The organism is Limnochorda pilosa, assembly GCF_001544015.1.
GTDB classification, from domain to species: Bacteria; Bacillota; Limnochordia; order Limnochordales; family Limnochordaceae; genus Limnochorda; species Limnochorda pilosa.
The window spans coordinates 1,880,813-1,907,314 of the sequence record NZ_AP014924.1; the positions used below are offsets into that span (position 1 = coordinate 1,880,813).

A 26,502-nucleotide genomic window follows, 5' to 3' on the forward strand; every position below is an offset into this window, starting at 1 on the left:
GGATCACGGCTTCGGTTCGTCGTCGCGGTGTTCCGGGTCGCGGGGTGGCGGCGCCAGCTCCTCCGACGCCTCGGCTCCTGCCCCGGCCGGGCTCGAGAGTCCCAGGCGCTGGCTCCAGCGGCGCCAGGCGCCCCCGTTGACGAGCAGGTACCCCACCACCCCCACGACCCCCAGGAGGAGCAGCCAGCCCACCCAGCGCCACGCGGCCGGTCCCGATCGACCGGCGGCCGGTGCCGCGGTGCCCGGCGCCATGCCCGCCGCCGCGGGAATGACCTTGGAGAAGAGCTGCGCGGCCTTCTGGGCGTCCGCCAGGCTGACGGTGTGGGTTCCAAACTCGAGCAGGATCGTGTTCGGCCCCAGGTCTTGGTTGTAGTTGCCCTGGGCCATGAAGATCCCCTTGATCAGTCCCGCGTGCTCCCGGTCGGACAGGGCCTTCATGCGCTTCGCGTACTCCAGGTTGGCGCCCTGGTTGGCGTTCTGCCGGCCCACCACCAGCCGTATCCGGGCCACCTCGCTCTCGCCGACCCGGGTCAGGTACTCGCTCGCCTGGGGAATGGCATCCCGGTGCACATCGATGAGGGTCCCCGGCCGCCGTCGCAGCAGCTCCATCGCCGTCCGCCGCGAACGCAGGTACGCCTGGCCATCGTGGGGGTTGTGGTTGTTCTGGGACCAGACGACCTCGTATCCTTCCCCTTCCAGGGCGTCCTTCAGCATGCGGCCCACCTGGTAGATGTCCCCGGTCCACTCGGTCGGCGAGCCGCTGGTGGGAACGTACGATTCATCGCTGTGGGTGTGGTAGATGCCCACCAGGCGGTTCGGGCGCGACGCGAGGCCGAGCCACTGCGCCAGGGCACCCCAGCGGGAGGGGGGCCTGGCGGCCTCAGCGAGGATCTCTTCGGGGTCGGGCATCTCGGCCAGCCCCCGGTCCTCCACCCGCACTTCGTCCCCCTCCACCGCGGTGACCCGGTACAGGCGGTTGTCCTCGTCAATGTAGCTGTCGCCTGGGGAGAGGATCCAGGCGGTCCGCGTCACCTCCCGGCCCTCCTCGTCCACCAGCCGGAAGAAGCCGCCGTCGGTTCGCTCGCCCAGCTCCTCCCGGACCCCCTCGGGCAGCGGCGGCACAGCGACGGCGTCACCCAGGGGCCACCGCCCCGACGCCCACCACGCGGGAGCCGCCACGATCACGGCCAGGAGCAGCAGCCACCGCCACCGGATCCGTCTCCCCTGGCTGTCCACAGGGCTCACGGGTGCTCCTCCCCTTCGCGCCGGTCTCCAGGGCGCGGCGAGCCCGCCGCCCCGGGATCCTCTGGCTGGCCACGGTCGTTGAAGAGGGCCGGCGCCCGCCGGTGGCGGGTGTCCGGGCCTCCCTGCAGGCGCTCCAGGCCCTCGCCCACCACCTCGGCCAACCCCACGGCCAGGATGCCCGCCACCACGATCGCGTCAAAGGCACCGGCACCGCCCACGGCCACGCGCACGGGTCCGGGGGCCGACAGCCCCCGGATCAGGTGGATCACGTCCAGCGCCAGCACCCCCAGGGTCGCCGAGACGAAGGAGGCCCGGCGGGAGCGGCCCGCCAGGTACCCGACCCCGCCCCCCACCAGCCCCACCAGCCACAGGGGGTCCAAGACGTCGGCAAACCCGGGCTCGAAGTCGGTGAGCTGGGTGATGCCCCAGAGGGCACCCCCGGTCACCGCGGCGCCGAGGATGGCCCGAACGCGCTCCCACCCCGTATCGGCCCGGGCCAGTAGGTAGACGACCAGCGCCAGTGGCACCAGCGCGCCCCCCACGTTCACCGTCAGCTCCACGGGAGGGCGCCGGAAGGGGATCTCCACGAAGCTCCCTGCGGCCAGGAGGGCCACCACCACCAGGGCCTGGACGTCGTTCAGGTGAAGACGGTCCAGCACCCGATGCGCGGCACCGAAGAAGATGAGGGCGGCCACGGCCAGGAGCACGATCAACCCCAGAGGCATTGCTCCATCTCCTTCCACGGCGTCGGCACCCGCCGGGCCGCACGTTCGGATGCCGCCCGAGGGCGGACTGGAGTCAACACCCGTTAGGTTAGGTCGGCGTGCGGGGGCCTATACGGTCCCGGAAGGGGTGGGGGGAACTGGCAATGGGGCGAGGCTTCCCTCGTGCCCGGCGGAGAGATGGAAAAGGGGCGTGCCACGGCACGCCCCCAGGAAGTGAAACCTGCGGTTCCGCTCAGCCGTTTTCCGAGCTGCTCTGGACCTCTTGGTCCTCGGCCGCGTGCCGTTCGTCCAGGAGCTCCTGCAGCTCTCCGAAGACGTCGCCCAGCTTGACGCTGTCGCGCTCGCGGCTCTGGTTGAACTGGGAGGTGCGAAGCCGTTCCTCGTCCTCCCGAGCCTCCTTGAGGGAGAGGCCGATGCGACGAGCCTTGGGATCGAGGCTGATCACCTTCACGGTGACCTGGTCGCCCGTCTGGACCACTTCGGAGGCGTCGTTCACGTGGTGGCTGGCCAGCTGGGAGATGTGCACCAGCCCCTCCACCCCGTCCTCGAGCTTGACGAACGCCCCGAACTCCACGGTCCGGGTGACCTCGCCCGTGACCAGCTCGCCGATCTGGTACCGCTCGTGGATGTTCCTCCAGGGGTCCGGCTGGGCACCCTTCAGGCTCAGGGAGATCCGGCCTTTCGCGGGATCCACCGAGAGGACCTTGACTTTCACCTTCTGGCCTTCCTTCACCACGTCGCGAGGGTGGCGCACCCGGCTCCAGGCCATCTCCGAAACGTGCAACAGGCCCTCGACCCCGCCTTCCAGCTCCACGAAGGCGCCGAAGTCGGTCAGCCGGCGCACCACGCCGTCCACCGCCGTACCCGGCTTGAGGCTGGCCAGCAGCTCGACCTTGGAGGACTCCATCTCCTTCTCCAGGACTTCCTTGCGGGAGAGGACGACGTTGTTCCGCTGCCGGTCGATCTCGATCACCTTGAGCCGCAGGGTCTGCCCCACAAACTGGCTCAAGTCCTCCACGTAGCGGATGTCCACGTGGGAGGCGGGCAGGAAGCCCCGCACGCCCACGTCCACCAGCAGGCCGCCCTTCACCCGCTCGGTGACCCGGGCCTCCAGCGGCTCGCCTTCCTTGAAGTGCCGCTCGAGGCGCTCCCACACCAGCCGGTAGTCCGCGCGGCGCTTGGAGAGGAGCACCGTGCCCTCGGCATCCTCCACCTTGATGACGAAGACGTCGATCTCGTCGCCCCGCTTGAAGAGATCCGAAGGCTTCGTGTCCCTTGGGATGTTCAGCTCGTGGAGGGGAATGCGGCCTTCGGTCTTGTAGCCCACGTCGACCAAGACCTCGTCGTCGTTCACCTGGGCCACGTGGCCGCGCACGATCTGCCCGGCACTCAGAGGCTCGAATCCGGGCTCGTTGATCCACGCCGGCGTCGCGTCCGCCGGCCGTGGGGCCTCCGACGCCGTGGCCTCGGCCACGGCACCGTTCACCGCGTGCGCCTCTCGAGCGGCAGCCTCCTCACGCGCCTCTTCGGGCGGTGGGGCGGCTGCCAGCGTGGCCTCGCCGGAAGCCTGAGGCAGCGACTCCGGGTACCCGTCGACCGCCTGGGACTCCTCCCCGCGCGCCTCTTCCTCTCCCGAAGCGTCCGGGTCCACCCCCCGGGAGGCTTCACCCGCCGCACCCTCGGCCGCCGCCCGGGCCCGTGCCGCCTCGACGTCCACGCCGCCGGGCGCCCCCTCGGATTCAGACGGACGGCCTTCGGAGGTCAGCTCCTCCCGTTCGCGCTTCTCTTCCGACTCGACCATCGGACTCGTCCCCCTAGCTTCGCGACACACACGGCGGAACCGCAGCCCGGTCCGCCCGCCGCAGCGACTCCCGTATCCACCCTCGGTTACGACCGAAACCGTGCGCCCACGCCCCGCGGGACCCGCCTTTCACCCGCCAGCACCGGACGCGTACCCGTGCGGCCCGGCCTGAGGCTCTCACCCTCCCGCGCGCACACGCGCGGTAGTATTCGTCCCCGATCAATGGATTCCTCCCGAAGGCTCCCCCGGCCGATCGTCAACGCCTGCTACATCGCCTCCAGGAGCGAGGAGATGGCCCCCATGATCCGCCCGCTGGCCTCGGCGATCTCCTCCCGCCCCACCCGGCCGATCCGCCGCCCGCCCAGGTCGACGGGGTGACCCACCAGCACCCGTACGGGACGCCGGTGCCAGAACCACCCCTTCTCGTAGACCTGATCGGCCCCCGAGACCCCCACGGGCACCACCGGGGCCGCGGCATGGAGGGCCAGCAGGGCGGCCCCACCCCGGGCCTCCTGCAGCCGGCCCGTCCGGCTCCGGTGGCCCTCGGGGAAGAGACCCACCAGGTTGCCCTCCCGCAGGGCCTGCAGGGCCCGCCGCAGCACGGCCTGGTCCCGCCCGTCGCGGCGCGCCTCCAGCAGGTAGACGCGTCGCAGGATGAAGCCGAGGACGGGGATCCGGAAGAGCTCCTGCTTCGCTACGAAGTAGACAGGCCGGTCGGCCAGGGCGGCCACCAGGATCGCGTCGACCCAGCTCACGTGATTGGCGGCCAAGATGGCAGGACCCTGGGATGGGATGCGCTCCACCCCCTCCACCTGGATCCGGAAGAGCCTCCAGAGGAACGCCTTCACCACGGGTTTCAGGATCCCGTAGAGCACGAGGCGCGCCTCCTCTCCACCAGCCGTAGGATCTCGTCCACCACGGCGTCCACGTCCCTGCCGGTGGTCTCGACCTCCACGGCGTCCGGCATCCTACGCAAGGGCGAGGCGGACCGTGCCTGGTCGAGTCGATCCCGCTCGGAGACGTCGCGGGCCACGTCGTCCCACGTCACGTCGAACCCCTGTGCCCTGAGCTCGGCCCACCGGCGCCGGACCCGCTCCTCAGGCGTCGCGGTGAGGAAGATCTTCAGCTCCGCGTCGGGAAGGATGACGCTGCCCACGTCGCGACCGTCCATCACCACTCCCCCCCGGGCCGCCAGCGCGCGCTGCTGCTCCACCAGCACGTCACGAACGGCAGCCACCGCGGCCAGCCTCGAGACGTACCGGCCCACCTGCGGGCTCCGTACGGCTTCGGTGACCTCCCGGCCGTCCAGGAAGACCTGGTTGCCGCGCGGGGTCTCGGGGGCGGGAACGAGTTCCACCCGGCTTTCCCGGGCGATCCGGGCGAGCTGGGACCGATCCTCCCACGCGGCCCCCCACTCCAGGACCTTCAGGGTGAGCGCCCGGTACATCGCGCCCGTGTCCACGTACAGGAAGCCCAGCCGCTCGGCCACCCGCCGCGCGACCGTGCTCTTCCCAGCCCCGGCGGGGCCGTCGATGGCGATCCGGAAGCGATCGCTTAAGGCCGTCCCCTCCTCCCCACCCATGGTTCGCACGCCCGGGGCCCTTCACCTTCCTACGGCTTCCTGCAGCCCCGGATCCTCACCCTGCCGCGTCCGCGCCCCCTAGCGGACCCGGGCCCAGTACCCCGCCCTCTCCAGCACCTCCCGCGCCCGATCCCGCTCCGACTCGCTTTCCAGGGCGATGCGCACGCTGCCGCCTTCGCCCTCCCGAACCCGTAGGATCTCGATGTCGGCCAGGTTCACCCCCGCACCCGCCAGGACCCCCGTGACCTGGTGGATGGCCCCCACCTCGTCCGGCACCCGAACGATCAGCTCTGGGTGGGGCGCCAAGAGACCCCGGGCGTTTCGGGTCACCTGCCGCCGGCGCTGGACCGCCTCCTCCAGGAGCCTTCCCAGTTCCTCGCCGTCGGCGTGTGCCAGCGCCTGCACGAGCCGGTCCAGGGCGGAACGGAAGGCGCCCGCCTGCTGCAGGATGGCCTCGCGGTTGGCCAGCAAGATCTGCCGCCAGAGGGCGGGGTCCCCCGAGGCAATCCGGGTCGTGTCGCGAAAGCCTCCGGCCGCCAGCCGGTCGACCCAGGGGGAGCTCGTCCCCTCCAGGCTCAGCACCAGCGCGGCCGCGGCCACGTGCGGGAGGTGGCTCACCGCGGCCACGAGCCCGTCATGCTCCTCGGGCTCCAGCACCACGGGCTCGGCGCCCACCGACGCCACCAGGCTCCGGACGCGCGCCGTCGCCTCCGGGCCGCCGGGCGTGCCCGCGGGCGGCGGGCAGAGGACGTAGACCGCATGCTGGAAGAGGTAGGGGTCGGCCTGGTCCACCCCGGTTCGCTCGGAGCCGGTCATGGGGTGGCCGCCCACGAAGGCGGGGCCCTGGCGTCCCAGCCGGGCCCAGGCCCCCCGGCAGATCTCGGTCTTCACGCTGCCCACGTCGGTCACCGCGGCGGACGGAGGGATGAAGGGCAGGCACCGCTCCAGAACGGGCAGGATCGCCTCTACGGGCGTGGCCAGGACGACCACCTCGCACCCGGCCAGGATCTCGGGGGACGGCGACCCGCGATCGATCGCGCCGGCTTCCACCGCCCGCGCCGCCTCGTCCGGGGTCCGGACGACCCCCACCACCTCGGCGGCGCCGCCGAAGCGGCGGAGGGCCATGCCGAGGGACCCCCCCATGAGCCCGACGCCCACGACGCCCACGCGCACCGGCGTCACGCTCCGAACGCTCGCTGCTCCGCCCCGCTCCCCCGCCCGGGCGCCGTCGCCACGGAGCGTCCCACGGACCGGGCGACGGCCCGGACCCCCTCCATCATTTGGGCGAAGCGGTCCGGCTTGAGGGACTGGGGACCGTCGGAAAGGGCCTGGTCCGGACGGGGATGAACCTCAACCAGCAGCCCGTCGGCCCCCGCGGCGACCGCAGCCAGGGCCATGGGCGCCACCAGGCTCCAGTAGCCGGTTCCATGGCTCGGATCGACCACCACCGGCAGGTGGGAGCGCTCCTTCACCACCGGCACGGCGCTCAGGTCCAGGGTGTTGCGGGTGGCCGTCTCGAAGGTGCGGATCCCCCTCTCGCAGAGGACCACCTGGTGATTCCCCTCGGACATGACGTACTCGGCTGCCATCAGCCACTCCTCGATGGTGGCCGAGAGCCCCCGCTTGAGGAGCACCGGGCGCCGGCTGCGCCCCACCTCCCGCAGCAGCGGGAAGTTCTGCATGTTGCGCGCACCCACCTGGAGCATGTCCGCGTGGGCGGCCACCAGCTCCACCTCCGCCGGGGAGAGGACCTCGGTGACCACGCCCAGCCCGGTCTGTGCTCGCGTCTGGGCCAGGAGCTTCAGCCCCTGCTCGGCCAGACCCTGGAACGCGTAGGGTGACGTGCGGGGCTTGAAGGCGCCGCCCCGCAGCAACGCGGCGCCCGCCTCTCCCACGGCCTGCGCCGTCTCCAGAAGCTGTTCGAGGCTCTCCACCGAGCACGGGCCCGCGATCACCACGATCTCGGGGCCGCCGATCTCCACCGCTCCCACCCGCACCCGGCTCGACTCGGGCCGGAACTCGCGGCTCGCCAGCTTGTACGGCTGGAGAATGGGGACGACCCGCTCCACCCCGTCCATGGCCATGAGCCGGTCCGCCAAGCCGTCGGGCTTCCGACCGATCACGCCCACCACCGTCCGCTGCTCGCCGCGGGAGAGGTGGGCCTGAAGGCCCATCTCCTCGATCCGGTCGAGGACCGCGTTCACCTCCGGCTCCCCCGCACCGGCCTTCATCACCACGATCACGACGTACCGCCTCCCGAGCGCTCGGCAGGGACGGGCTCCACCGCGAGCGCGCGATCCAGGGCCTCCAGGAAGAGGAGGTTCTCCCTGGGCAGGCCCACCGTCACCCTTATGGCCCCAGGAACCCCCAGGGGCACCCCCGGCCGCACGATGACCCCCTGGTGCAGCAGGTTCTCCGCCACGGGCCCGTCGGCCCGCCCCAGGCGCACCAGCACGAAGTTGGCGTCGCTGGGATCACACCTCAGGCCCCGCCGTTCCAGCTCCCGGACCAGCCACGCCCGCTGGTTCCAGACAAGCTCGCGGCTTCGGCGCACGTGCTCCTCGTCTTCCAGCGCGGCGAGCGCCGCCGCCTGGGCCGCCTGGTTGACGTTGAAGGGCTCCTTCACCCGCATGATCGCCTGGGCTACCGGCGCCGCCGCCAGGCCGTAACCGACCCGCAGCCCCGCCAGCCCGTAGATCTTGGAGAAGGTCCGCAACGAGATCCAGGGCCTTCCCCGCCGGACGGGACCCAGGCTGTCGAAGAGCCGCTCGGGCCGCACGTACTCTCGGTACGCCTCATCCAGCGCCACCACCACGCCGCCGGGTAGCCTTTCCTCCAGACGCTCCAGCTCCGCGGGCTCCAGGGCCGTGCCGGTGGGGTTGTTGGGCGTGGCCAGGAAGAGCAGCCGGGTGCGGGGCGTAACCGCGGCCAGCACGTCCTCCGCCCGTACCTGGCCTCCGCTCACGGGCACCGGCACCTCCCGGGCGCCCAAGAGCCGGGCCACGTAGCTGTACTCGCTGAAGGAGGGCGAGCCCATCACCACCTCGTCCCCCGGTTGCAGGTAGGCCTCTCCCAGGAGCTTGAGCAGCTCGTCGGAGCCGTTCCCCACCACCACCTGCTCGGGGTCCACGCCGTGACGGCGTCCGAGCGCCTCCCGCAGGAGGCGGAAGGACCCGTCGGGGTAGCGGTGCAACCCCTCCAGGAAGCCCGGGCGAGCCAGGACCTCCAGTGCCCTGGGCGAGGGGCCGAGCGGGTTCTCGTTGGAGGCGAGCTTCACCACCTGGGAGAGGCCCAGCTCGCGGCGGACCTCCTCCAGGCTCCGCCCAGGCTGGTAAGGGGTGATCCGTTCCGCCTCGGGGCGGAGGGGGGGCGCCCCGGTGCCCTCGGACCCTGCCGCCGGCTGCGGCGCCGCCCGGTCGGGGCGGAGGGTGACGGCCTCCCTCAGGTAGACGTGCTCCACCTGATCCGCGGAACGTTCGGTGTTCACCTGGACCAGGACCCGGATGCAGCGCGCCACCGAGCCCGGAACCGGGATCTCCCGGGCACAGAGGAGGGGGGCCGCGTCGAGCCCCAGGCGGCGCGCCGCCTCGGCCGGGAAAGTCTCCGTGAGGTCATCCGTGGCGGTGAAGAAGATCGCGGCCAGATCATGGGGGTCGATCCGGTTGCGCAGGAGGATCTCCCGCAAGAGCTCCTCGGTCGCCTCCAGGATCGCCTCCCGTGAGCCGTCCGTTGCGGTGGTGGCGCCTCGGATCCCCCTCAGGCGCATGCGAACCCCTCCCGGCCCGATCCACCCGCCCGTCGACCTCCGGAGGGGTGGAATTTCCTATGACTTTAGCACAAAGGCCCCTACCTCACAAGGCCTGGCCAGGAAAGGGGAAACCGTCACCGGCCGGGGATTCCCGCTGCCCGCCGGAGCTCGTCCAGCTCGGAGCGGGTCAGGGGGCGAACCGCTCCCGGCTGGAGCGAGCCCAGGCGGAGAGGGCCCATGGCCACCCGCACCAGGCGAGTGACCGGATGGCCCACTGCCATGGCCATGCGCCGAACCTGCCGCTTCCTGCCCTCCCGCAGGACGATCTCGAGCCGGCTCGATCCCTCGGCGGCCCGAACGAGCTTGACCTGCGCCGGGGCGGTCGTCCCGTCCTCCAGAGGAACCCCCTCCCGGAGCTGCCGTAGCGCCGCCTCCCCCACCCGCCCCTTCACCCACACGTGGTAGCGGCGCGGTACCTGGTGGCGGGGATGGAGGAGCCGTTCCGCCAGGGCCCCGTCGTTGGTCAGGAGGATCAGGCCTTCGCTTTCCCGGTCCAGGCGGCCCACCGGGTAGAGACGGGTCTCCCGGTGGGGAACCAGGTCCAGCACCGTCCGCCCGGCATGGCGGTCCCGCACGGTGGAGACCACCCCTCTGGGCTTGTGCAGGAGCAGGTAGACCAGCCGCTCGGGCTTCGAGAGGGGCGCGCCGCCCACCTCGATGCGGTCCCTTCCGGGATCCACCCGTTCCCCCAGCGCCGCCACCCGCCCGTTGACCCGCACGCGGCCCTGGCGGACGATCTCCTCGCAGGCCCGGCGGGATCCGTAGCCCGCCCGGGCGAGGACCTTCTGGAGGCGCTCGCCCTCGATCATCCCAGGCTCACGCTCTCTTCCGGATAACGGGTATGACCGTTGCGGCGCGACCGGAGGATGAGCGCCGTGGCCAAGGTCATGGGGCCCAGGCGTCCCACCAGCATCTCCATCACCAGGAGTACCCGGGAGGCGGGTCCCAGGCTCGACGTGACCCCCATGGAAAGACCCACGGTGCCGAAGGCGGAAAAGCTTTCGAAGAGGAGGCTCAGGGGATCGGCGGGTTCCAGGACCATGAGGGCCGCGCTCACCCCGATGACCGTCAGGGCGGCCAGGACCGCGATAGCAAGCGCCCGCTGCACCGCCTGGGCCCCCAGGCGGCGCTCGTAGAGCACCGGCTCCGTCTGACCCCGGACGGCGGCGATCACCCCTGCGAAGATGGTGCCCATGGTGGTCACTTTGACACCGCCCCCGGTGCCGCCCGGTCCCACACCCGTGAACATCAAACCCATGATCAGGATCAGGGTCGCCGGATGGAGCGCGCCGGTGTTCAGGGTGTTGAACCCCGCGGTGCGGGGCGTGGCGGCGGTGAAGAAGGCGTTGACCACCTGGTTCACCGGTGAGAGGCCGCCGAGGGTGGACGGGTTCTCCCGTTCCATGAGCCAGACCGCTGCGGTGCCTCCCACCAGCAGGACGGCCGTGAAGGCCAGGACCACGCGCGTCTCGAGGCTCAGGGGGCCTGGGCGCTCGTGCCGGGGCCGGCGGATCAGCTCCTGCACCACCCCGAAGCCCAACCCCCCGGCGACGAAGAGGATCGCCACCACCAGGGGCACCAGGGGATCGGTGCGGAAGCCCGCCAGGCTGTCGCCGAAGAGGTCGAAGCCGGCGTTGTTGAAGGCCGAGACCGCGTGGAAGAGGGCGAAGTAGGCAGCCTGTCCCGCCGGCAGGCGCGGGAGGAGGAGCGCGAAGAGGGCGAGCCCTCCCACCAACTCGGCGGTGAGGCTGAACCCCGCCACCAGCCGTACCAGGCGCACGACCCCCGAGAGGTAGGACCGATTCCGCTCCTGCTGCAGGAAGATACGGTTCCTGAGGCCGATGCGCTGGCCCAGGAGGATGGCGAAGAGGCTTCCGAAGGTCATCACGCCCAGGCCGCCGATCTGGATCAGCACCAGGACCACCACCTGGCCGAAGACCGAGAGGTCCTGGGCGGTGGAGACCACGGTGAGACCCGTCACACACAGGGCCGAGGCCGCGGTGAACAGCGCCTCGTGCCATGCCAGGGGCGCTCGTTCCGGAACGACCGCAGGGGGCAGCGAAAGGAGCATGCTCCCGACGAAGACGACGATCAGGTAGAAGAGCACCAGGAGCTGGGGCGAGCTCAGCCTCGGCGCCCGCGCGAGCTGCCGTTCCAGCTCACGAGGCCCTTCGGTGAGAGACACGGCGAACCACCCATCGCGACCCGCAGGTCAGGCTCTCACTTCACTAGTCCGTGAGTATACACCCCTTCGCTCCGGGGGTAAAGCGCGGATCGCTCGGCGCGCCTCGTTCAGAGGCGGGTCGTACTCTCCCGATCCAGCCGGCGGTAGCCATCCCCCGCCGGCTCCTCGCTCAGCGTCAGGTCCGGTCGCCAGATGCCGATGAGGCGGTCGGCCAGCTTGGGCGCCAGGTCGATCAGGCGATCGTACACCGGGTTCGCCTCCACGGGCAGGAGGCGCACGTCGCCCTGCCCCACCACCAGGAAGGCGACGGGGCTCACCGACATCCCCGCTCCGCTGCCTCCCCCGAAGGGTGCAGCGTGGCCTTCGTCCCGGCGGCCTGCTCCCGCGGTCTGGAACTCGCTTCCGCCCGCGGCGAAGCCGAAGGAGACCCGGGAGACGGGAAGGATCACGCTCCCATCAGGGGTTTCCACGGGATCCCCCAGGATGGTGTTGACCGCCACCATCTCCTTGAGGTTCTCCATGGTGTGGCGCATCACGCTGTCCATGGGGTGGGTCGCTTCGGCCATGTTGCCTGCCTCCGAACGCATTGAGGGTTGGAGCCACACCCATAGCATGAACGAGCCGCGTCCGCAGTATGCAGCGCAGCCGTACGGCAACTCCTCCCTGCCCGTATCGGGGCCGGATCGCCACCCGGGGCGGCTGCCGGATCGCCACCCGGCGCTGGAGCAGGGCCAGGGCCGTACCCCAGACGCTCCACGCGACGCCGCTCAGGAAGGCACTCTCGGCCGCATCCCCCGTCCCCACCTCCACCTCGCCCTCGACGGCCCCCACCTCCTCCACCAGCTTCCAGAGGCGGCTGCCCGCGCTCCATCGCCGGGCCCACGCCCGGGGGACAGGGCCTGCCCGCGGGCGCCCGGGCAGCCGCGAGGGCAGCCGGAGACGGATCGGCCCCAGGAGGAACCAGAGACGGACGGTGTGAGCGCCGGGCGGTGACGGCCAGTCCAGGTCCAGCCTGAAGCGGAGGGGCCAGAAGAGAAGGACGAGCCACGCAGTCAGGGCCAGAAGGGGCCAGGCGGCGTCCCAGCGCACGGTCTCACCCTCCCCGCCGTCTTTCGAGGCGACGACCCCGCCCCGCCGGGAGGACCTGCAGGCCCTCCCTGGACCCCCTTAGTCTTCCTCCGCTCCCCCCTTTGCTTCAGCCCGTGGCGGACGTCCGCTCGGCCGCGCCGGCGGGTGGCGCCTCGGGACGCGGCAGCTCGCCCAGGCTCTTGAGCGCAAAGAGGTCGAGGAAACGGGGCGTGGTGCGGTAGAGGGCCGGCCGGCCCGGCGCCTCCTTCCGCCCTGCCTCCTCCACCAGCCCGTGCTCCTCGAGCCCGCGGAGGACCCCGTCGGACTGCACGCCCCGCACCGCCTCGATCTCCGCACGCGTCACCGGCTGGCGGTACGCGACGATGGCGAGGCACTCCAAGGCGGCCCGGCTCAGGCGGAGCTTCCGGTCGGGGCGCTCGAGCTGGTGGACCCACGGGGCCAAGTCCGGCCGGGTCTCGAGCCGGTAACCCCCCGCCACCTCCACCAGGCGAACACCCCGGCGTACGTCCTGCTCCAGGCGGGCCGCGTACGCCTCCACCAGGCCCCGGGCCACCGCCGGTGCCATCTCCAGCAGCTCGGCCAGGCGACCGAGGGGGATGGGCTCTGCCGCCGCAAAGAGGACGGCTTCCAGGACCGCCTCGGGCTCGGGGGTCATGGACGGACCCCCGGGCCGGCCACACCCGCGACGAAGATGGGCCCGAAGAGCTCCTCCTGCCAGACGCGGGCCTCGCCCAGCCTCACCAGCTCCAGTACGGCCAGGAACGAGGCGATCACCTCCCGCCGGCCCGCCCCGCCGATCAGCTCCTCGAACCGCAGCCGTCGGCCCGGTGCGAGATGCCGGCGTACCCGGCGAAGGATGCCTTCCCAGTCGATCTCCTGCAGCGGAGGGTCCACGTGACGGGGCAGGCGCGCCAGGACCCGGCGAAGGCCCTCGGCCAGGAGCTGGGGATCCAAGGGTCCCTCCAGGTCCGACTCGGGAGCCGCGCCATCCTCGGCCGCGGGCGGTGCGGCCACGGGCGGGCGCGGCCAGGCACGAGCCGCGGACGCCCCTTGGAGGGCCAACCACTCACTGAGCTGCTGGAACCGCCGGTACAGGTTCTGATGCTCTTCCAGGAGCTCCCGCACCATCGCCTCGTCCAACTCCTCGGCGGGTTCCGGCTCGCCGGGAAGGAGCCGGTGGAGCTTCACCCATATGAGCATGGCGAAGGCCAGGAGGGCTTCGCCTTCCCGGTCCGGCTCGGGCGCGGCCGCCGCGCGCAGGTAGGTTACGTACTCGCGCCCGATGAAGGCCAGCGGAACCTCCTCGGGCGAGATCTCACCGGCGCGCAGCATCTCCAGCAGGGCGCCCAGGGAGCCCTCGAAGAGGGCGAGCCGCACCCGATAGTCGGAGCCCCGAAGTTCCAGGCGGGGCTCGCTCACGGCGGCGAGCTCACACCTTCACCGGGGGCCACTGCAGCCGGCGCCGCCAACCAGGCGGGGATGCGATCGTGCCGCACGAGATCCTCGTACGTCTCCCGTCCCACCAGGAGGTCGGCCGCTCCGTCCCGCACCAGCACCACCGCCGGCCTCGGCAGGCGGTTGTAGTTGCTGGCCATGGCGTAGTGGTACGCCCCCGTCACGGGCACGGCCAGGAGATCGCCCGGAGCGATCGGTGGCAGCTCCAGCCCGTCGACGAGGATGTCGCCCGACTCGCAGTTCTTCCCCACGACCCGCACGGGCAGGCGCGCCGCCGGGTGCCCGCTCCCGGACGGCATCGGGTGCACGGGTTCGTTGGCCCGATTGGCCAGGATCCCTTCGTAGGCCGCGCCGTACAGGGCGACCCGCAGGCTCTCGTAGAGGCCTCCGTCGGTCACCGCGTAGGTTCGGGTGCCGGGGATCTCCTTCACCGCGCCGACGCGGTACAGGGTCGTCCCCGCCTCGGACGCCAGCAGTCGACCCGGCTCCACCAGGAGCCGCGGCGCCCGCATGCCCAGGCGGCCAGCCGCGGCGAGGACACCCCGGGAGACGGCCTCAGCCCACAGCCGGACGGGCGGGGCAGGGTCCTGCTCGGTGTACGGCACCGCCCACCCGCCGCCCAGGTCCAGCTCCGTGAGCGGTCGCCCGTAGACCCCCGCGACGTCCCGGAGCCACTCCACCATCCGGGCGCCGAGGAGCTCGTACGGACCCGGCTCGGCGATCTGGGATCCCAGGTGCGCGTGCAGCCCCACCAGCTCCACGCCCGGCACGGCCCGCAGCCGAGCCGCCGCCTCCCGGGCCTCGTCGGGCGAGAATCCGAACTTGGAATCCTCCTGTCCGGTCCGCATGTGGTCGTGGGTGTGGACCCCGATGCCGGGGCGCACCCGCAGGAGGAGGCGCGTCGCAGCCCCGCGGCCTCCCACCAGCCGGGCGATCCGCTCCACCTCCGAGAGGTTGTCCACCACCAACCGGCCCGCACCGGCCGCCAGGGCCATCTCCAGCTCCTCGTGGGACTTGTTGTTCCCGTGGACCACCAGCCGCTCGGGGGGAAACCCGGCGACGCGCGCCGTGTAGAGTTCGCCGCCCGAGGCCACGTCCAGGAAGAGACCCTCCGCCTCCACCAGACGGGCGAACCCCACGGTGAGGAAGGCCTTTCCCGCGTACACCACGTGCGCCTCGCCCGGATAGGCCGCCTGGAAGGCCTCTGTCACCTCCCGGGCCCGCCGGGTGAACGCCTCCTCATCCATCACGTACAGGGGCGTGCCGAAGCGCTCGGCCAGATCCACCGCGTCGCAGCCGCCGATCTCCAGATGCCCGGCCTCGTTCACCCGCATGGTGCCATGAAATCGCATATTGGACCCCCTGCCGCGTATCTCTTGCTCATGGTACTGCAGCAGGAAGAAGGGGTCAACGCCCGGGCGCGGCAGGGTCCTGAAGGCAGGCGCTCGCTCCGCCCTCCTGGCTACGCCCGGCCCGAGAGGCCGCCTTGAGGACCCTGCCGTCCCCACCTCCCAGCGGGCGTCAGCTCAGGCGGGCGACGGCTCGGGCGAACGACCCTCGGGGGCTGGGGCGGTTCGCCGGCGGACGCTGGGCACCGGCGACCGGAAGAGGATGCCTCTCAAGGCCTCCCAGTCGAAGGGGATCAGGGGCCAGAGGTAGGGGATCGTGAGCGACTCGGAGCTGGCCAGGAAGATGAAGAACAGGATGCTGGCCGCCACCAGCCCCTGCCAGCCGGCGAGCCCTGCCGCGAGGAGCAGGACGTACCGGAACAGGCGAAAGGCCAGCGCCAGCTCCTGGCTGGGCGTAGCAAAGAAGCCCAGAAGCGCGATGGCGGTGTAGAGGATGGTCTCGGGCACGAAGAGCCCCACCTCCACCGCCAGCTGCCCCAACAGCACGGCCCCCACGATGCCCAGGGAGGTGGCCAGGGCGTTGGGCACGTGGATCAGCGCCATGCGGATCAGGTCCACGCCCAGCTCCAGGAGCAGGAACTGGACCAGCAACGGCAGCGCCGCGGACTCCTTCGGGCCCAGGAGGTCCAGGAACCCCGGGAGGGGCCCCTTCCACTGCGCGAGGATGAGCCAGACGGGCAGGAGGAACAGCGAGAGGACGATCCCCACCATGCGGATCCAGCGCAGATACGTCCCCACCACCGGGTTCTGGAAGTACTCCTCGGCGTGCTGGGTGAAGTGCCAGAGGTTGGCGGGCAGGATGAGGGCGGTGGGACCCGTATCGGTCAGAACCACCACGTGACCCTCCCAGAGGTGCGCGGCCGCCACGTCGGGCCGCTCCGTGTAGCGCGCCCGGGGGAGCGGGTTGAGGCTGCGGCCCAGGATGAACTCCTCGATGCTCCGGGCCCCGCTCACCACCGAGTCGGTCTCGATCGCCTGGATCCGCCCCTTCACCTCCTGAACCAGCCGGGGGTCGGCCAAATCGTTGATGTAGCCCACCACCACGTCGGTCTGCGAGCGGGTGCCCGCCCGCAAGATTTCGAAGCGGAGCCGGGGGTCCCGGATCCGGCGCCGGATGAGCGCCGTGTTCTGGACGACCGTCTCGGTGAAGCCGTCCCGGGCGCCCCGGGTGACCCGCTCCAGGTCGGGCTCGTCCACCGCCCGGGACGGATAGGTGCGGGCGTCGACGAGGATGGCGGTGGAGACCCCATCGATGAGGATGGCGGTGGGGCCCGCAAGGACCGAGTCGACCACCTGGTCCAGCAGGTCGGTGGTCTCCACCTCCACGTAGGGTAGCCCACGCTCGAGCACGGCCGCCAGCGGATCCGGGGCCAGCTCCCGAGGGGTCATGCTCTGGAGCTGGCCCAGGATCCGGGTGAAGACGTCCTTGACGAAGCCGTCCACGAAGACCAGGGCGGCCTTGCGCCCGCCGATCTCGATCTCCCGGACGACCACGTCGAAGTTGGTCTCGAAGCCCAGCCTCGCCCCCAGCTCCTTCAGGTTGGCCTGAAGGGACCGCTGCACCTTCGCCGGTTGCCGGGCCATCGCCTTCCGCCGCCCCTAGCGCAGGTTGACCGGCACGAAGAGGTCGATGATGCCGATGACGAAGGCCGCCAGAAGCGCTCCCAGGAAGGTCACGCTCAGGCCGGGCACCACGAACTGGGAGGCCCAGATCACGATGGCCGACACCAGGAAGCCGACGATCCCCCGACCGTACGGCGAGACCCGCCTCCCCAGGGTGGCCTCGATCACCCAGCCGATTCCGGCGATGACCGCCGCCGCCAGGAGCGCCGTGCCGAAACCGATGGCCGAGAACCCGGGCAGCACAGCCCCCACGAACATCAGGACCAGGGCGGAGACCACGAAGCGGACCGCCGCACCCACCCAATCCACGCAAACCACACTCCTTCCATTGGCGTTACGCAGGCTAGTCTCTCCCGCCGGGGCCCGTTGATACATCCCGCGCCATCCTCGCCGCGCGCCTCAGCCCCGGGGCTTGAAGAGCACCGCCGCCAGGAAGCCGAAGAGGATCGAGGCGCCGATGACCCCGCCGGCGAGTTGGAAGATGCCGCTGAAGAGCCCGAAGAGGCCCTCCGAACGCAGCCGCTCCAGCACCCCCTGGGTGATCACGTACCCGAAGTTGGAAACGGGCACCGCAGCCCCTGCCCCGCCGATCTCGAGGAGAGGCTGGTAGAGGCCCAGACCGGTCAGCACGGCGCCCCCCACCACGAAAAGGACCATCATGTGCGCGTTGGTGAGGCTGGTGGCGTCCACGATCACCTGCCCCAGGGCGGTCAAACCGCCGCCCACCAGGAACGCGAGCAGGTAGGTCACCGATCGTCCTCCTCCTTGCGATCTCGCTTCATGGGGCCTCCAACACCACCGCGTGGCAGATGGCCGGGATGCTCTCGCCCTGCTTGTAGGTCACCGGGCTGTGGAGGGCGCCGGTGGAGGCCAGCAGGACCCTCCGGTACCGCCCCTCCTGCAGCTGGTGCATCAGGTAGCCGCTGAGCACCAGGCCGGAGCAGGCCATTCCGCTGCCGCCCGAGTGGACGTCCTGGCGTTCGGCGTCGTAGATCAGCACGCCGCAGTCGCTGTAGCGGTCCCCCAGCTCGAAACCGGCGTCCCGCAGGAGCTTGCGGGCGATGGCGCTCCCCACCCTGGCCAGATCGCCCGTCAGGATCAGGTCGTACTCCTCGGGGGTGCGGCCGAACTCCCGGAAATGGGTGATCAGGGTGTCGGCGGCGGCGGGAGCCATCGCGCTCCCCATGTCGTAGGGATCCTTGATCCCGTGATCGAGGACCCGCCCCACGGTCGCTCCTGCCAGCTTGAGACCGGGCACGCCGGCCTCCAGGATGAAGGCTGCGGCACCCGTGACCGTCCACTGGGCCGTTGGCGGCCGCTGCACGCCCAGCTCGGTGGGAAAGCGGTAGGTCCGCTCGGCCGCCTCGTGGTGGCTGCAAACGTCGACCAGCACTCGCCCGGCCGTGCCCGCGTCGAGGGCGGTCGCCGCCAGGTAGAGCCCCTCGGTGAGGCTCGCGCAGGCTGAGAAGACCCCCAGGTGGGGTACGTCCAGGTGGCGTACCGCCATGCTGCACGAGGTGCACTGGTTGAGCATGTCGCTGGTGATGCAGAGGTCCACGTCGGTCTCCTGGAGGCCGGCCTGGCGGAGCACCGCCCGCAGGGCCTCCTCCTGCATGCGGGTTTCGGCCTTCTCCCAGGAGCTCTCGCCGAAGTAGGGGTCGTCGATGCGCGTCTGCAGGTACTCGCCCAGGGGCCCCTCGAACTCCATCCGGCCGGCCAGGTTGGCCGTCTCGCGGATGGCGGGAGCCTGGTCGAAGGTGACACTCCGCCGGCCGAGCCGCTTCGCCACGCTCTTACCCTCCCAGGAGCCACCATCGCAGGAGCGCCACCACCACGCCGGCCAGGACACCATAGGTGAGCACGGGCCCGGCCACCGTGAAGAGCTGGGCGCCGGTGCCCATGACCGTCCCCTCCCGCACCGCCTCCATGGCCGGCGCCACCACCGAGTTGGCGAAGCCCGTGACGGGGATGGCCGCCCCCGCCCCGCCGAAGCGGGCGATCTTGTCGTACCAGCCCAGGCCGGTCAGGAGCGCGCCCAGAACGACCAGCACCACCGCCGCCCGGGCCCCGGCCGCGGGCGTGGGCAGGCCCGCGGCCAGGAAGTACTCGGTGAAGAGCTGGCCCACCACCGCGATGAGCCCACCCACCAGGTACGCGCTCAGCGCGTTCCTGAGGTAGGCGGGCCGCGGCTGGAACGCCTGAGCCTCGGACCGGTACCGATGGGCGGTCGACTGGGCCTGGCGGGCGTCCGACACCACGATCCCTCCCGAGCCGTTCCGATCCTCCCCGCGCCGGACGTTCAGGAGCGGTGTTCGTCGACCCGGAAGGCCACCTGCACGTTCGCCTTGTACTCGTCGATGCGCCCGTCGGGCCCCACGTTACCCGTCCAGTTGAGCACCTCGACCCCGGTGATGTTGCGGACGGTCCTGGCCGCTTCGCGGCAGGCGTTCTGAACGGCGTCCTCCCAGCTGTTGGGGGAATCGCCCACGAGCTCGATCACCTTGACGACAGCCACGCTGTCACCCTCCACCCCGTGGAACTTGGTGCAGAGGGTAGTCTGCCCGGCGCGGCGGCGGTCCTTGCCGGTACGGGGCGCCCGGCAGGCGGGTTCTCATTCCTGCGGAAGGGTGGTCTGGAAGACGCGCCGGAAGTTGCCTCCCAAGATGCCTCGAAGCTGGTCCTCGGTGAAGCCCGCCGCCAGCAGGGCCTCGGTGAGACGCGGCAGGGCGGTCACGTCCGGCAGGTCCTCGGGGGTCCGGCTGATGCCGTCGAAGTCCGACCCCAGCCCGAGGTGTTCGGGCCCCGCCACGTCGGCGATGTGGAGGGCGTGGCGGATCAGATCGCTACTGGTGCAGCGTTCGGAATCCGTGAGGAAGCCCGGGTGGAAGTTGAGTCCCACCACCCCACCCCTCTGCGCGAGCGCGACCAGCTGCCCGTCCGTCAGGTTCCGGGGGTGGTCGTGCACGGCCTGGGCGTTGGAGTGGGAGGCGATCACCGGGCCCTCGCTGAGTTCCAGCAGATCCCAGAAGCCCCGCTCGGAGAGGTGTGAGACGTCCAGCGTCACACCCAGCTTCCCGCAGGCCGCGACCACGGCCCGCCCGAACCGGGTGAGGCCTCCGCCCGATTCCGCGTCCCGGCACCCATCGGCCAGCGCGTTCCGGTTGTTCCAGGTGAGGCCCAAGGCGCGCACGCCCAACCGGTGAAGGACCTCCAGCATCTCCAGCTGGCCCTGGAGGATCTCGCCCCCCTCGATGGAGAGCAAGCCCCCCACCACCCCCTGGGCCGGCTGCAGGGCATCCAGGTCACGCCGGGAGAGGACGGGGCGAAGGCGCCCTTTCGACCCTTCGACCGTCCGCCAGAAGTGCGCCACCTGCCGGAGGGCATGGGGCAGATAGCCGGCGGGCCCCCCTCGGTCCGGAGCCCAGAGGGCGAAGACCTGAAGGGTCACCCCGGCCTCGAGAAGCCGCGGGAGGTCGACGTGGCCCTCCGAGCCGCGCTCAAGGAGGTCGCGCCCCTCGATCGCGGCCAAGAGCGCATCCGTGTGGGCGTCGGCGATGAAAGCTTCGCGATGGAGCCGTGCGGCGAGGCCTGCTGCCTCCGCCGCCGGTGTGCCGGTTCCAGTCACAGCGGCGAGCTCACCTCGGTTGTACGATCAGCTTGATGGCCGTCCGTTCCTGGCCGTCGATCTCGATGTCCGTGAAGGCCGGGATGCAGATGAGGTCCACGCCGCTCGGCGCCACGAACCCCCGAGCGATGGCCACGGCCTTCACCGCCTGGTTGAGCGCCCCAGCTCCGATCGCCTGCATCTCCGCACCGCCTCGCTCGCGGATCACCCCGGCCAGGGCCCCTGCAACGGAGTTGGGGTTCGACTTGGCTGAGACCTTCAGGACTTCCACTGGGGCCTCCTCCTTTCGCGTCCGGAACGTGACGAAGGCACCCTGATGCTAATCATTGCCGCTCGCGTTGTGGGAATCCTCTTTCGCCATTTGAACGCCTTGTCCCCTGCCCGTCGACCCGGATCCCCGTCGCGCCCGGTGCCGCCCCGGCCGCCTAGAAGGCGGGAGGCGGCCGCGGCCGCCTCCCCCTCTCCCTGTCGCTTGCCGACTAGCGGGCCACCGCCACGGCCCGGGTCTCCCGGATGACCGTGACCTTGATCTGCCCCGGGTAATGGAGCTCGGTCTCGATCCTTCGCGCCAGCTCCCGAGCCAGGCGAGCTGCCGCGAGGTCGTCCACGGCGTCGGGTCTCACCATGATCCGGATCTCCCGGCCCGCCTGGATCGCGTACGCCTTCTCCACCCCGTCGAAGCTGTCCGCCAGGGCTTCCAGGTTTTCCAGGCGCCGGATGTACTGGTCCAGCGACTCCCTGCGGGCGCCCGGCCGTGCGGCCGAGAGCGCGTCCGCCGCGGTCACGATCGATGCCTCCAGCGTCTGTGGCTCGTAGTCGCCGTGATGGCAAGCCATCGCATGGATCACTTCGGGCGACTCGTGATACCTCCTCAGCAACTCCATCCCGATCTGCACGTGCGTGCCGTCCATCTCATGGTCGACTGCCTTGCCGACGTCATGGAGCAGCCCGGCTCGTCGCGCCACCTCTGCGTTGGCCTTCAGCTCCGCCGCCATCATGCCGGCCAGATGGGCCACCTCGATGGAGTGCTGCAACACGTTCTGTCCGTAGCTCGTTCGAAACCGGAGACGCCCGAGGATGCCCACCAGCTCGGGTGCCAGCCCGGAGACGCCCACCTCGAAGGCGGCACGCTCACCCGCCTCTTGGATGACGGCGTCCAGCGCCTGCCACGCCTTGCCCACCTGCTCCTCGATGCGGGCCGGATGGATCCGGCCGTCGGCTACCAGCCTCTCCAGCGCGATCCGGGCGACTTCCCGCCGGACCGGGTCGAAAGAGGAGACGATCACGGCCTCGGGGGTATCGTCCACGATCAGGTCGACCCCCGTCAGCGTCTCGAGCGTTCGGATGTTGCGGCCCTCTCGCCCGATGATGCGTCCCTTCATGTCGTCACTCGGCAGCGGCACCACCGAAACCGTGCTCTCGCTCACGTACTCCGATGCGAGCCGCTCGATGCTGAGGGCGATAATCGACCGCGCCCGGCGATCCGCCTCCTGCCTGGCCTGCGCCTCCAGCTGGTTCAGCCGCACGGCCAGCTCGTGCTGGGAGTCCCGCTCCACCTGCTCGAAGAGTTGGCGCCGGGCCTCCTCGCGGGTGAGACCCGCGATGCGCTCCAGTTCCTTCCGTTGCTCCTCCAGGACGCCTTCGATCTCCCTGTGGATCTCCTCCACCCGAGATCGGGCCGCCTGGAGACGCTCCTCCCGCTGGCTGAGATCCCCCTGCCGGCGGTCCAGGCTCTGTTCCCGTTGCAGCAATCGACCTTCGATCGCCTGAAGCTCCCGGCGCCGTTCCCGGAGCTCATGCTCCGCGGATTGGCGCCGCTCCTGGAGCTCGTTCCTCAGTTCCAGCAACGCCTCGCGGCGCCGGCTGTCCGCCTCCCGCTCCGCGGCCCGCATGATCTCCGCCGCTGCGCTCTCCGCTCGGGCGATGCGCCCCTCCACGAAGTAGCGGCGGCCCGCGTATCCGGCCATGAGCGCCAGGGAAGCCACGGCCACGAGGCTCGGCAGGTACGAGGGAATGAGGCTCCCTCCTTCCCCGCCCGAATGAAGCTGTTCGGCTTGCCCTGATCCACGTTGCGGCAGTGAGAGCGTCCAATGCCAGAAAAGCCGGGAAGTCCCAGCTTTCTCCGGCGACCCCTGGTCCACCAGGGACTAAAAAACATTGTAGCCAGGCTCAACCTCTGCTGTCAAGGCGACGAGATCGTTCCAGATCGCTGCGTCGTGCCCCGGGGTGGGGTCACCTGTGTTCACGGGGACGGGTCCGGGTCTTCCTCGACAAAGGCCTCGGCGCCGAGGCGCTGCAGCGCCCCCCGCACGATCTCGTAGGGGAATCCCCGCCCGGCCAGGTACCGGCCCAGCCGGGCGGCCTCAGCCTGCTCCAGCCGTCCTCCCGGGCCTCGGGTCACGTTCCGTCCCGCCAGGCGCCGGTGGGCTGCGGCCACCGCCCGGTCCAGCTCCTCCTCAGAAGGAAGGGCTGCCTCCACCACCTCGCGGGCCAGCGACGCGTCCACCCCGCGCTGCGCCAGCTCCTGCCGGATGCGAAAGCTCCCGTGCTCCGGGCGGAGCTTCCGGGACGCCACCCAGCTTTCCGCGAAACGCCGGTCGTCCAGGAAGCCGCGCGCGCTGCACCAGGCGAGGGCGAAGCGGACCGCGCCCTCGCCGTGGCCTGCCTGGCGGAGGCGGTGCTCGAGCTCCCGCCGCGTCCGTGCCTGGTGGTCGAGGAGGCGGAGCGCGTGCTCCCGGGCCTCAAGGGCTTCCCCCCGGCGGCGCGCGCGCTCCATCTCCCTGGACGCGATCCGGTCCCCCGGCCGCCACCCCAGGCCGGCCACCAGCTCCACCGGCAGATCCAGAACCTCGCCGCTCTCGAAGGAGACCCGCACCCGACGGCCTGCGGCCCCCCTCCCTGCCAGCGGCTCCAGGGCCGCAATGGAAAGGGCTGCGTCAGCCACGGTGGACCACTACCCGGAAGCCTTCTCCGCCGCCTCGGCCGGCGGCCGCTCGGCCCAACCCAGCGTCTCCCGGACCTTCCGGTCCAGCTCCTCGGTGAGCTCGCGATGTTCCTTGAGATACTGGCGGGCGTTCTCCTTGCCCTGGCCGATGCGCTGGTCGCCCACCGAGTACCAGGCGCCCGTCTTCTCCACCAGGCCCATCCCGGCAGCGACATCGAGGATGTCGCCTTCCCGGGAGATCCCCTCACCGTAGAGGATGTCGAACTCCGCCTCTCGGAAGGGCGGGGCCAGCTTGTTCTTGACCACCTTCACCCGGGTGCGGCTGCCGATGGCGTTGGTCCCCTGCTTGAGGGTCTCGATCTTGCGGATGTCCATACGGACCGACGCGTAGAACTTCAGGGCCCGCCCCCCGGGCGTGGTCTCGGGGCTCCCGAACATGACCCCGACCTTCTCGCGGATCTGGTTGGTGAAGAGCACGGTGGTCATGGACTTGGAGATGGCCCCCGTCAGCTTGCGCAGCGCCTGGCTCATGAGGCGGGCCTGCAAACCCACGTGGGAGTCGCCCATCTCGCCCTCGATCTCCGCCTTGGGCACCAGCGCGGCCACCGAGTCGATGACCACCACGTCCACCGCGTTGCTGCGCACCAGTGCCTCGGCGATCTCCAGCGCCTGCTCCGCGTTGTCCGGCTGGGAGATCAGGAGGTTCTCGATGTCAACCCCCAGGGCCTGGGCGTAGAGCGGGTCCTGGGCGTGCTCGGCGTCGATGAAGGCGGCGATACCCCCTCGCCGCTGGGCCTCGGCCATCACGTGCAGGGTGAGCGTCGTCTTGCCTGACGACTCGGGCCCGAAGATCTCCACGACCCGCCCGCGGGGCACGCCTCCCACGCCGAGGGCGACGTCGAGGGCGAGGGAGCCGGTGGGGATGACCGGGACCTGCTTGATCTCCGCCTTCCCCAGCCGCATGATGGAGCCTTTTCCGAACTGGCGCTCGATCTGGCTGAGCGCGACCTCCAACGCCTTTTCCTTTTCCAACGGAGTCGCCTCCCTTCTCCCCCTGCCCTAGCGGCCCGCGCGGCCGAGAGGGACCACGGCCAGCGGCCGGTAGAGCGGCCCCTGGGGCCGGAGCTGGCTCTCCATCACGTGGATCGCCTCCACCCGCATCTGCCCCAGCTCATGGTCGCCGCACCCCTCAAGCCAGGCCTCCAGCCCGGGAAGCCGGTCGCCCTCCCGTATCCGGGCGACGGTGACGTGGGGCCGAAAGGCCCGCTCTTCCCGAGGGAACCGCCTGCGCCGCAGCGCGGCATCCAGCGCCGACGCCAGGGCAGCCAGCTCGCGGGCGCCGTCGGTGATCCCCACCCAGAGCACCCGGGGAGACCCCCGCGGTGGAAAGCGCCCGCACGAGCCGAGCCCCAGAAGAAAGGGCCCCACGTCACGTGAGGCCTCCTCCGCGGCGCCGGTCACGTCGCCGACGCGACCCTCGGGTAGCAAGCCCAGGAACCGCAGGGTGACGTGCAGGTTCTCGGGATCCACCCAGCGCGGCTGGGCACCCGTCGCGCTCCAGGAGTGCTGCAGCGTTCGCACGGCCTGCCGCAGGGGAGGGGAAAGAGAGACGGCCACGAAGACCCTGAGGGCGCGCTCGACCGGCGGCGACACGCTCCCATCGGCATCGTCAGACCTGGTCACCGGTTCGTTCGACACCTCCCGGCGGAAACCCTTCGTGACCCGGGAGGCTTCGCCGCAAGAGATCCAGCGCCGCCCGGGCGCTCCGCTCCTTCACCGCCCGCCGCTCCCCCCGGAACCGGTGCTCTTCCACCACGACCTTCTCCCCCACCGCCGCCCCCACGTAGACGAGGCCCACGGGCTTGGTGGGCGTCTCGCCTCCGGGGCCGGCGATCCCCGTCACCGCGAGACCGCAGTCGGCGGCCAGGCGCTCGCGAACGCCCCGGGCCATGGCTTCGGCGGTCTCGCGGCTCACCGCACCGTGGCGCTCCAGCACCGCCGCCGGCACCCCCAGCTCCCGCTCCTTGGCGGCATTGGAGTAGGTCACGAGGCTCCCCAGGAAGTAGGCAGAGCTTCCCGGCACATCGGTGAGGCGGTCGCCGATGAGCCCCCCCGTGCATGACTCGGCCACGGCCAAGGTGAGCTCGCGCTCCCGCAGCAGCCGCCCCACCACCACCTCCAGGGGCTCGTCGTCCCGGCTGGTGCAGTACACCCCCACCCGCCGCAGGATCTCGCCCACCACGGGGGTGAGGAGTCCCTCCGCCTCCTCCTTCGACGGGGCCCTGACGCTGAGACGGAGCTTCACCTCACCGGGCCCCGCGTAGGGTGCCAGGGTCACCCTCCCCTGTTCCCGGATGAGATCCTCCAGCGCCGCCTCCAGATGGGACTCCCCGATCCCGACGAAGCGGAGCACCCGCGAGTGGAGCCCTTGGGGGGCCCGTCGCGCCAAGCGGGGGATCACCGTCTCGTCCAGCATCCGTTCGAGCTCCCACGGCACGCCGGGCAGGCAGATCAAGGTTCTCCCGTTCCGCTCCAGCCAGAGCCCCGGGGCGGTACCCACCGGGTTGGGAATGGGCTCCCCCCCACGGGGGACAAGGGCCTGCTTCCGGTTGGCCGCCGGGGCCACCCGCCCCGACTCCCGGAAATACCGCTCGATACCTGCCCAGAGCTCGGGCCGCTCCTCCAGGGGCATGCCCATCACCGCGGCGGCGACCTCGCGGGTCAGGTCGTCCTGGGTGGGTCCGAGGCCCCCGGAGGTGATCACCACCTCGGAGCGCCCGAGGGCATGGGAGAGGACCTCCGCCATCCGCATCCAGTTGTCGCCCACGGTGGAGACGTAGTAGCAGTCGACCCCCACCTGGGTGAGGCGGGCCGCGAGGGTGGCCGAGTTGGTGTCCACGATCTGGCCCAGAAGGAGCTCCGTCCCCACCATCACCAGCTCTGCCCGCACGCGTGCATCGCCTCCGCTCGCTCGAGGTTCTGGTCTTCGCCCTGCCGGGGGCCAACTCCTG

The 26,502-nt window shown here is 71.2% G+C and carries 28 protein-coding genes; all 28 read right to left on the reverse strand.

The window, feature by feature from the left end; genetic code table 11:
• Window positions 1-3 precede the first annotated feature (3 nt).
• The gene (gene spoIIP, locus LIP_RS08290) at window positions 4-1,245 is read right to left on the reverse strand and encodes a stage II sporulation protein P (RefSeq protein WP_068136740.1); all 1,242 of its coding nucleotides are present in this window, start codon (window positions 1,243-1,245) and stop codon (window positions 4-6) included.
• Window positions 1,242-1,970: a DUF1614 domain-containing protein gene (locus LIP_RS08295; protein ID WP_082726045.1), complete on the reverse strand. Its 729-nt coding sequence runs from the start codon at window positions 1,968-1,970 to the stop codon at window positions 1,242-1,244. Before LIP_RS08295 ends, spoIIP begins: the two co-directional genes overlap by 4 nt.
• A gap of 232 nt (window positions 1,971-2,202) precedes the next feature.
• Complete coding sequence (rpsA, locus tag LIP_RS08300; protein WP_068136742.1) at window positions 2,203-3,771, reverse strand: 30S ribosomal protein S1; 1,569 nt, start codon at window positions 3,769-3,771, stop codon at window positions 2,203-2,205.
• 266 nt (window positions 3,772-4,037) lie between these two features.
• On the reverse strand, window positions 4,038-4,646 hold the full coding sequence (locus LIP_RS08305; protein WP_068136745.1) for a lysophospholipid acyltransferase family protein: 609 nt from the start codon (window positions 4,644-4,646) through the stop codon (window positions 4,038-4,040).
• A complete protein-coding gene (cmk, locus tag LIP_RS08310) occupies window positions 4,628-5,353 on the reverse strand; it encodes a (d)CMP kinase (protein WP_068136748.1) in 726 nt (241 codons plus the stop codon). Before cmk ends, LIP_RS08305 begins: the two co-directional genes overlap by 19 nt.
• Window positions 5,354-5,431: 78 nt before the next feature.
• The gene (locus LIP_RS08315; RefSeq protein ID WP_144440394.1) at window positions 5,432-6,526 is read right to left on the reverse strand and encodes a prephenate dehydrogenase/arogenate dehydrogenase family protein; all 1,095 of its coding nucleotides are present in this window, start codon (window positions 6,524-6,526) and stop codon (window positions 5,432-5,434) included.
• 5 nt (window positions 6,527-6,531) lie between these two features.
• Window positions 6,532-7,596, reverse strand: a complete 1,065-nt coding sequence (gene aroF, locus LIP_RS08320; protein ID WP_068136757.1) for a 3-deoxy-7-phosphoheptulonate synthase — start codon at window positions 7,594-7,596, stop codon at window positions 6,532-6,534.
• Window positions 7,593-9,119, reverse strand: coding sequence for a histidinol-phosphate transaminase (hisC, locus tag LIP_RS08325; protein WP_158509602.1), 1,527 nt, complete (start codon window positions 9,117-9,119; stop codon window positions 7,593-7,595). The genes aroF and hisC overlap by 4 nt, the downstream gene beginning before the upstream one ends.
• A 116-nt stretch (window positions 9,120-9,235) precedes the next feature.
• Entirely contained in the window at window positions 9,236-9,970 is a 735-nt protein-coding gene (locus LIP_RS08330) for a pseudouridine synthase (RefSeq protein WP_068136759.1), read from the reverse strand.
• The gene (locus LIP_RS08335) at window positions 9,967-11,346 is read right to left on the reverse strand and encodes a TrkH family potassium uptake protein (protein ID WP_068136761.1); all 1,380 of its coding nucleotides are present in this window, start codon (window positions 11,344-11,346) and stop codon (window positions 9,967-9,969) included. The genes LIP_RS08330 and LIP_RS08335 overlap by 4 nt, the downstream gene beginning before the upstream one ends.
• Window positions 11,347-11,453: 107 nt before the next feature.
• Window positions 11,454-11,912 (reverse strand): GerW family sporulation protein, encoded by a 459-nt coding sequence (ytfJ, locus tag LIP_RS08340; protein ID WP_068136767.1) that lies wholly within the window; start codon window positions 11,910-11,912, stop codon window positions 11,454-11,456.
• Window positions 11,803-12,435 carry a DUF2953 domain-containing protein gene (locus tag LIP_RS20500; protein WP_082726046.1) on the reverse strand — a complete coding sequence of 211 codons (633 nt, stop codon included), beginning with the start codon at window positions 12,433-12,435 and terminating at the stop codon, window positions 11,803-11,805. The genes ytfJ and LIP_RS20500 overlap by 110 nt, the downstream gene beginning before the upstream one ends.
• Before the next feature lie 106 nt (window positions 12,436-12,541).
• On the reverse strand, window positions 12,542-13,090 hold the full coding sequence (gene scpB / locus LIP_RS08345; RefSeq protein ID WP_068136769.1) for an SMC-Scp complex subunit ScpB: 549 nt from the start codon (window positions 13,088-13,090) through the stop codon (window positions 12,542-12,544).
• On the reverse strand, window positions 13,087-13,854 hold the full coding sequence (locus LIP_RS08350; RefSeq protein ID WP_068136772.1) for a segregation and condensation protein A: 768 nt from the start codon (window positions 13,852-13,854) through the stop codon (window positions 13,087-13,089). Before LIP_RS08350 ends, scpB begins: the two co-directional genes overlap by 4 nt.
• Window positions 13,851-15,242 (reverse strand): diaminopimelate decarboxylase, encoded by a 1,392-nt coding sequence (gene lysA, locus LIP_RS08355; protein WP_068136775.1) that lies wholly within the window; start codon window positions 15,240-15,242, stop codon window positions 13,851-13,853. The genes LIP_RS08350 and lysA overlap by 4 nt, the downstream gene beginning before the upstream one ends.
• Window positions 15,243-15,416: 174 nt before the next feature.
• Entirely contained in the window at window positions 15,417-16,883 is a 1,467-nt protein-coding gene (locus LIP_RS08360) for a spore germination protein (protein WP_068136778.1), read from the reverse strand.
• A 15-nt stretch (window positions 16,884-16,898) separates the two neighbouring features.
• Window positions 16,899-17,231 carry a phage holin family protein gene (locus LIP_RS08365; RefSeq protein ID WP_173652451.1) on the reverse strand — a complete coding sequence of 111 codons (333 nt, stop codon included), beginning with the start codon at window positions 17,229-17,231 and terminating at the stop codon, window positions 16,899-16,901.
• A 90-nt stretch (window positions 17,232-17,321) separates the two neighbouring features.
• Complete coding sequence (locus tag LIP_RS08370; RefSeq protein ID WP_068136782.1) at window positions 17,322-17,672, reverse strand: SpoVA/SpoVAEb family sporulation membrane protein; 351 nt, start codon at window positions 17,670-17,672, stop codon at window positions 17,322-17,324.
• Window positions 17,673-17,700: 28 nt separating this feature from the next.
• On the reverse strand, window positions 17,701-18,711 hold the full coding sequence (gene spoVAD, locus LIP_RS08375) for a stage V sporulation protein AD (protein ID WP_068136786.1): 1,011 nt from the start codon (window positions 18,709-18,711) through the stop codon (window positions 17,701-17,703).
• A 4-nt stretch (window positions 18,712-18,715) separates the two neighbouring features.
• Window positions 18,716-19,177 carry a SpoVA/SpoVAEb family sporulation membrane protein gene (locus LIP_RS08380; RefSeq protein ID WP_198409784.1) on the reverse strand — a complete coding sequence of 154 codons (462 nt, stop codon included), beginning with the start codon at window positions 19,175-19,177 and terminating at the stop codon, window positions 18,716-18,718.
• Between the two features lie 44 nt (window positions 19,178-19,221).
• Window positions 19,222-19,437 carry a dodecin family protein gene (locus LIP_RS08385; protein WP_068136793.1) on the reverse strand — a complete coding sequence of 72 codons (216 nt, stop codon included), beginning with the start codon at window positions 19,435-19,437 and terminating at the stop codon, window positions 19,222-19,224.
• Window positions 19,438-19,533: 96 nt separating this feature from the next.
• Window positions 19,534-20,547 (reverse strand): dipeptidase, encoded by a 1,014-nt coding sequence (locus tag LIP_RS08390; RefSeq protein ID WP_068136797.1) that lies wholly within the window; start codon window positions 20,545-20,547, stop codon window positions 19,534-19,536.
• A 10-nt stretch (window positions 20,548-20,557) separates the two neighbouring features.
• Window positions 20,558-20,818, reverse strand: a complete 261-nt coding sequence (locus tag LIP_RS08395; protein WP_068136799.1) for a stage V sporulation protein S — start codon at window positions 20,816-20,818, stop codon at window positions 20,558-20,560.
• Between the two features lie 208 nt (window positions 20,819-21,026).
• Window positions 21,027-22,538, reverse strand: coding sequence for a ribonuclease Y (rny, locus tag LIP_RS08400; protein WP_407936392.1), 1,512 nt, complete (start codon window positions 22,536-22,538; stop codon window positions 21,027-21,029).
• Between the two features lie 251 nt (window positions 22,539-22,789).
• Window positions 22,790-23,491, reverse strand: coding sequence for a regulatory protein RecX (locus LIP_RS08405; protein ID WP_144440395.1), 702 nt, complete (start codon window positions 23,489-23,491; stop codon window positions 22,790-22,792).
• 9 nt (window positions 23,492-23,500) lie between these two features.
• Window positions 23,501-24,523 carry a recombinase RecA gene (gene recA, locus LIP_RS08410; RefSeq protein WP_068136806.1) on the reverse strand — a complete coding sequence of 341 codons (1,023 nt, stop codon included), beginning with the start codon at window positions 24,521-24,523 and terminating at the stop codon, window positions 23,501-23,503.
• Window positions 24,524-24,550: 27 nt separating this feature from the next.
• Window positions 24,551-25,174 carry an RNA 2',3'-cyclic phosphodiesterase gene (thpR, locus tag LIP_RS08415; protein ID WP_068136808.1) on the reverse strand — a complete coding sequence of 208 codons (624 nt, stop codon included), beginning with the start codon at window positions 25,172-25,174 and terminating at the stop codon, window positions 24,551-24,553.
• Window positions 25,161-26,441: a competence/damage-inducible protein A gene (locus tag LIP_RS08420; RefSeq protein ID WP_068136811.1), complete on the reverse strand. Its 1,281-nt coding sequence runs from the start codon at window positions 26,439-26,441 to the stop codon at window positions 25,161-25,163. Before LIP_RS08420 ends, thpR begins: the two co-directional genes overlap by 14 nt.
• Window positions 26,442-26,502 lie beyond the last annotated feature (61 nt).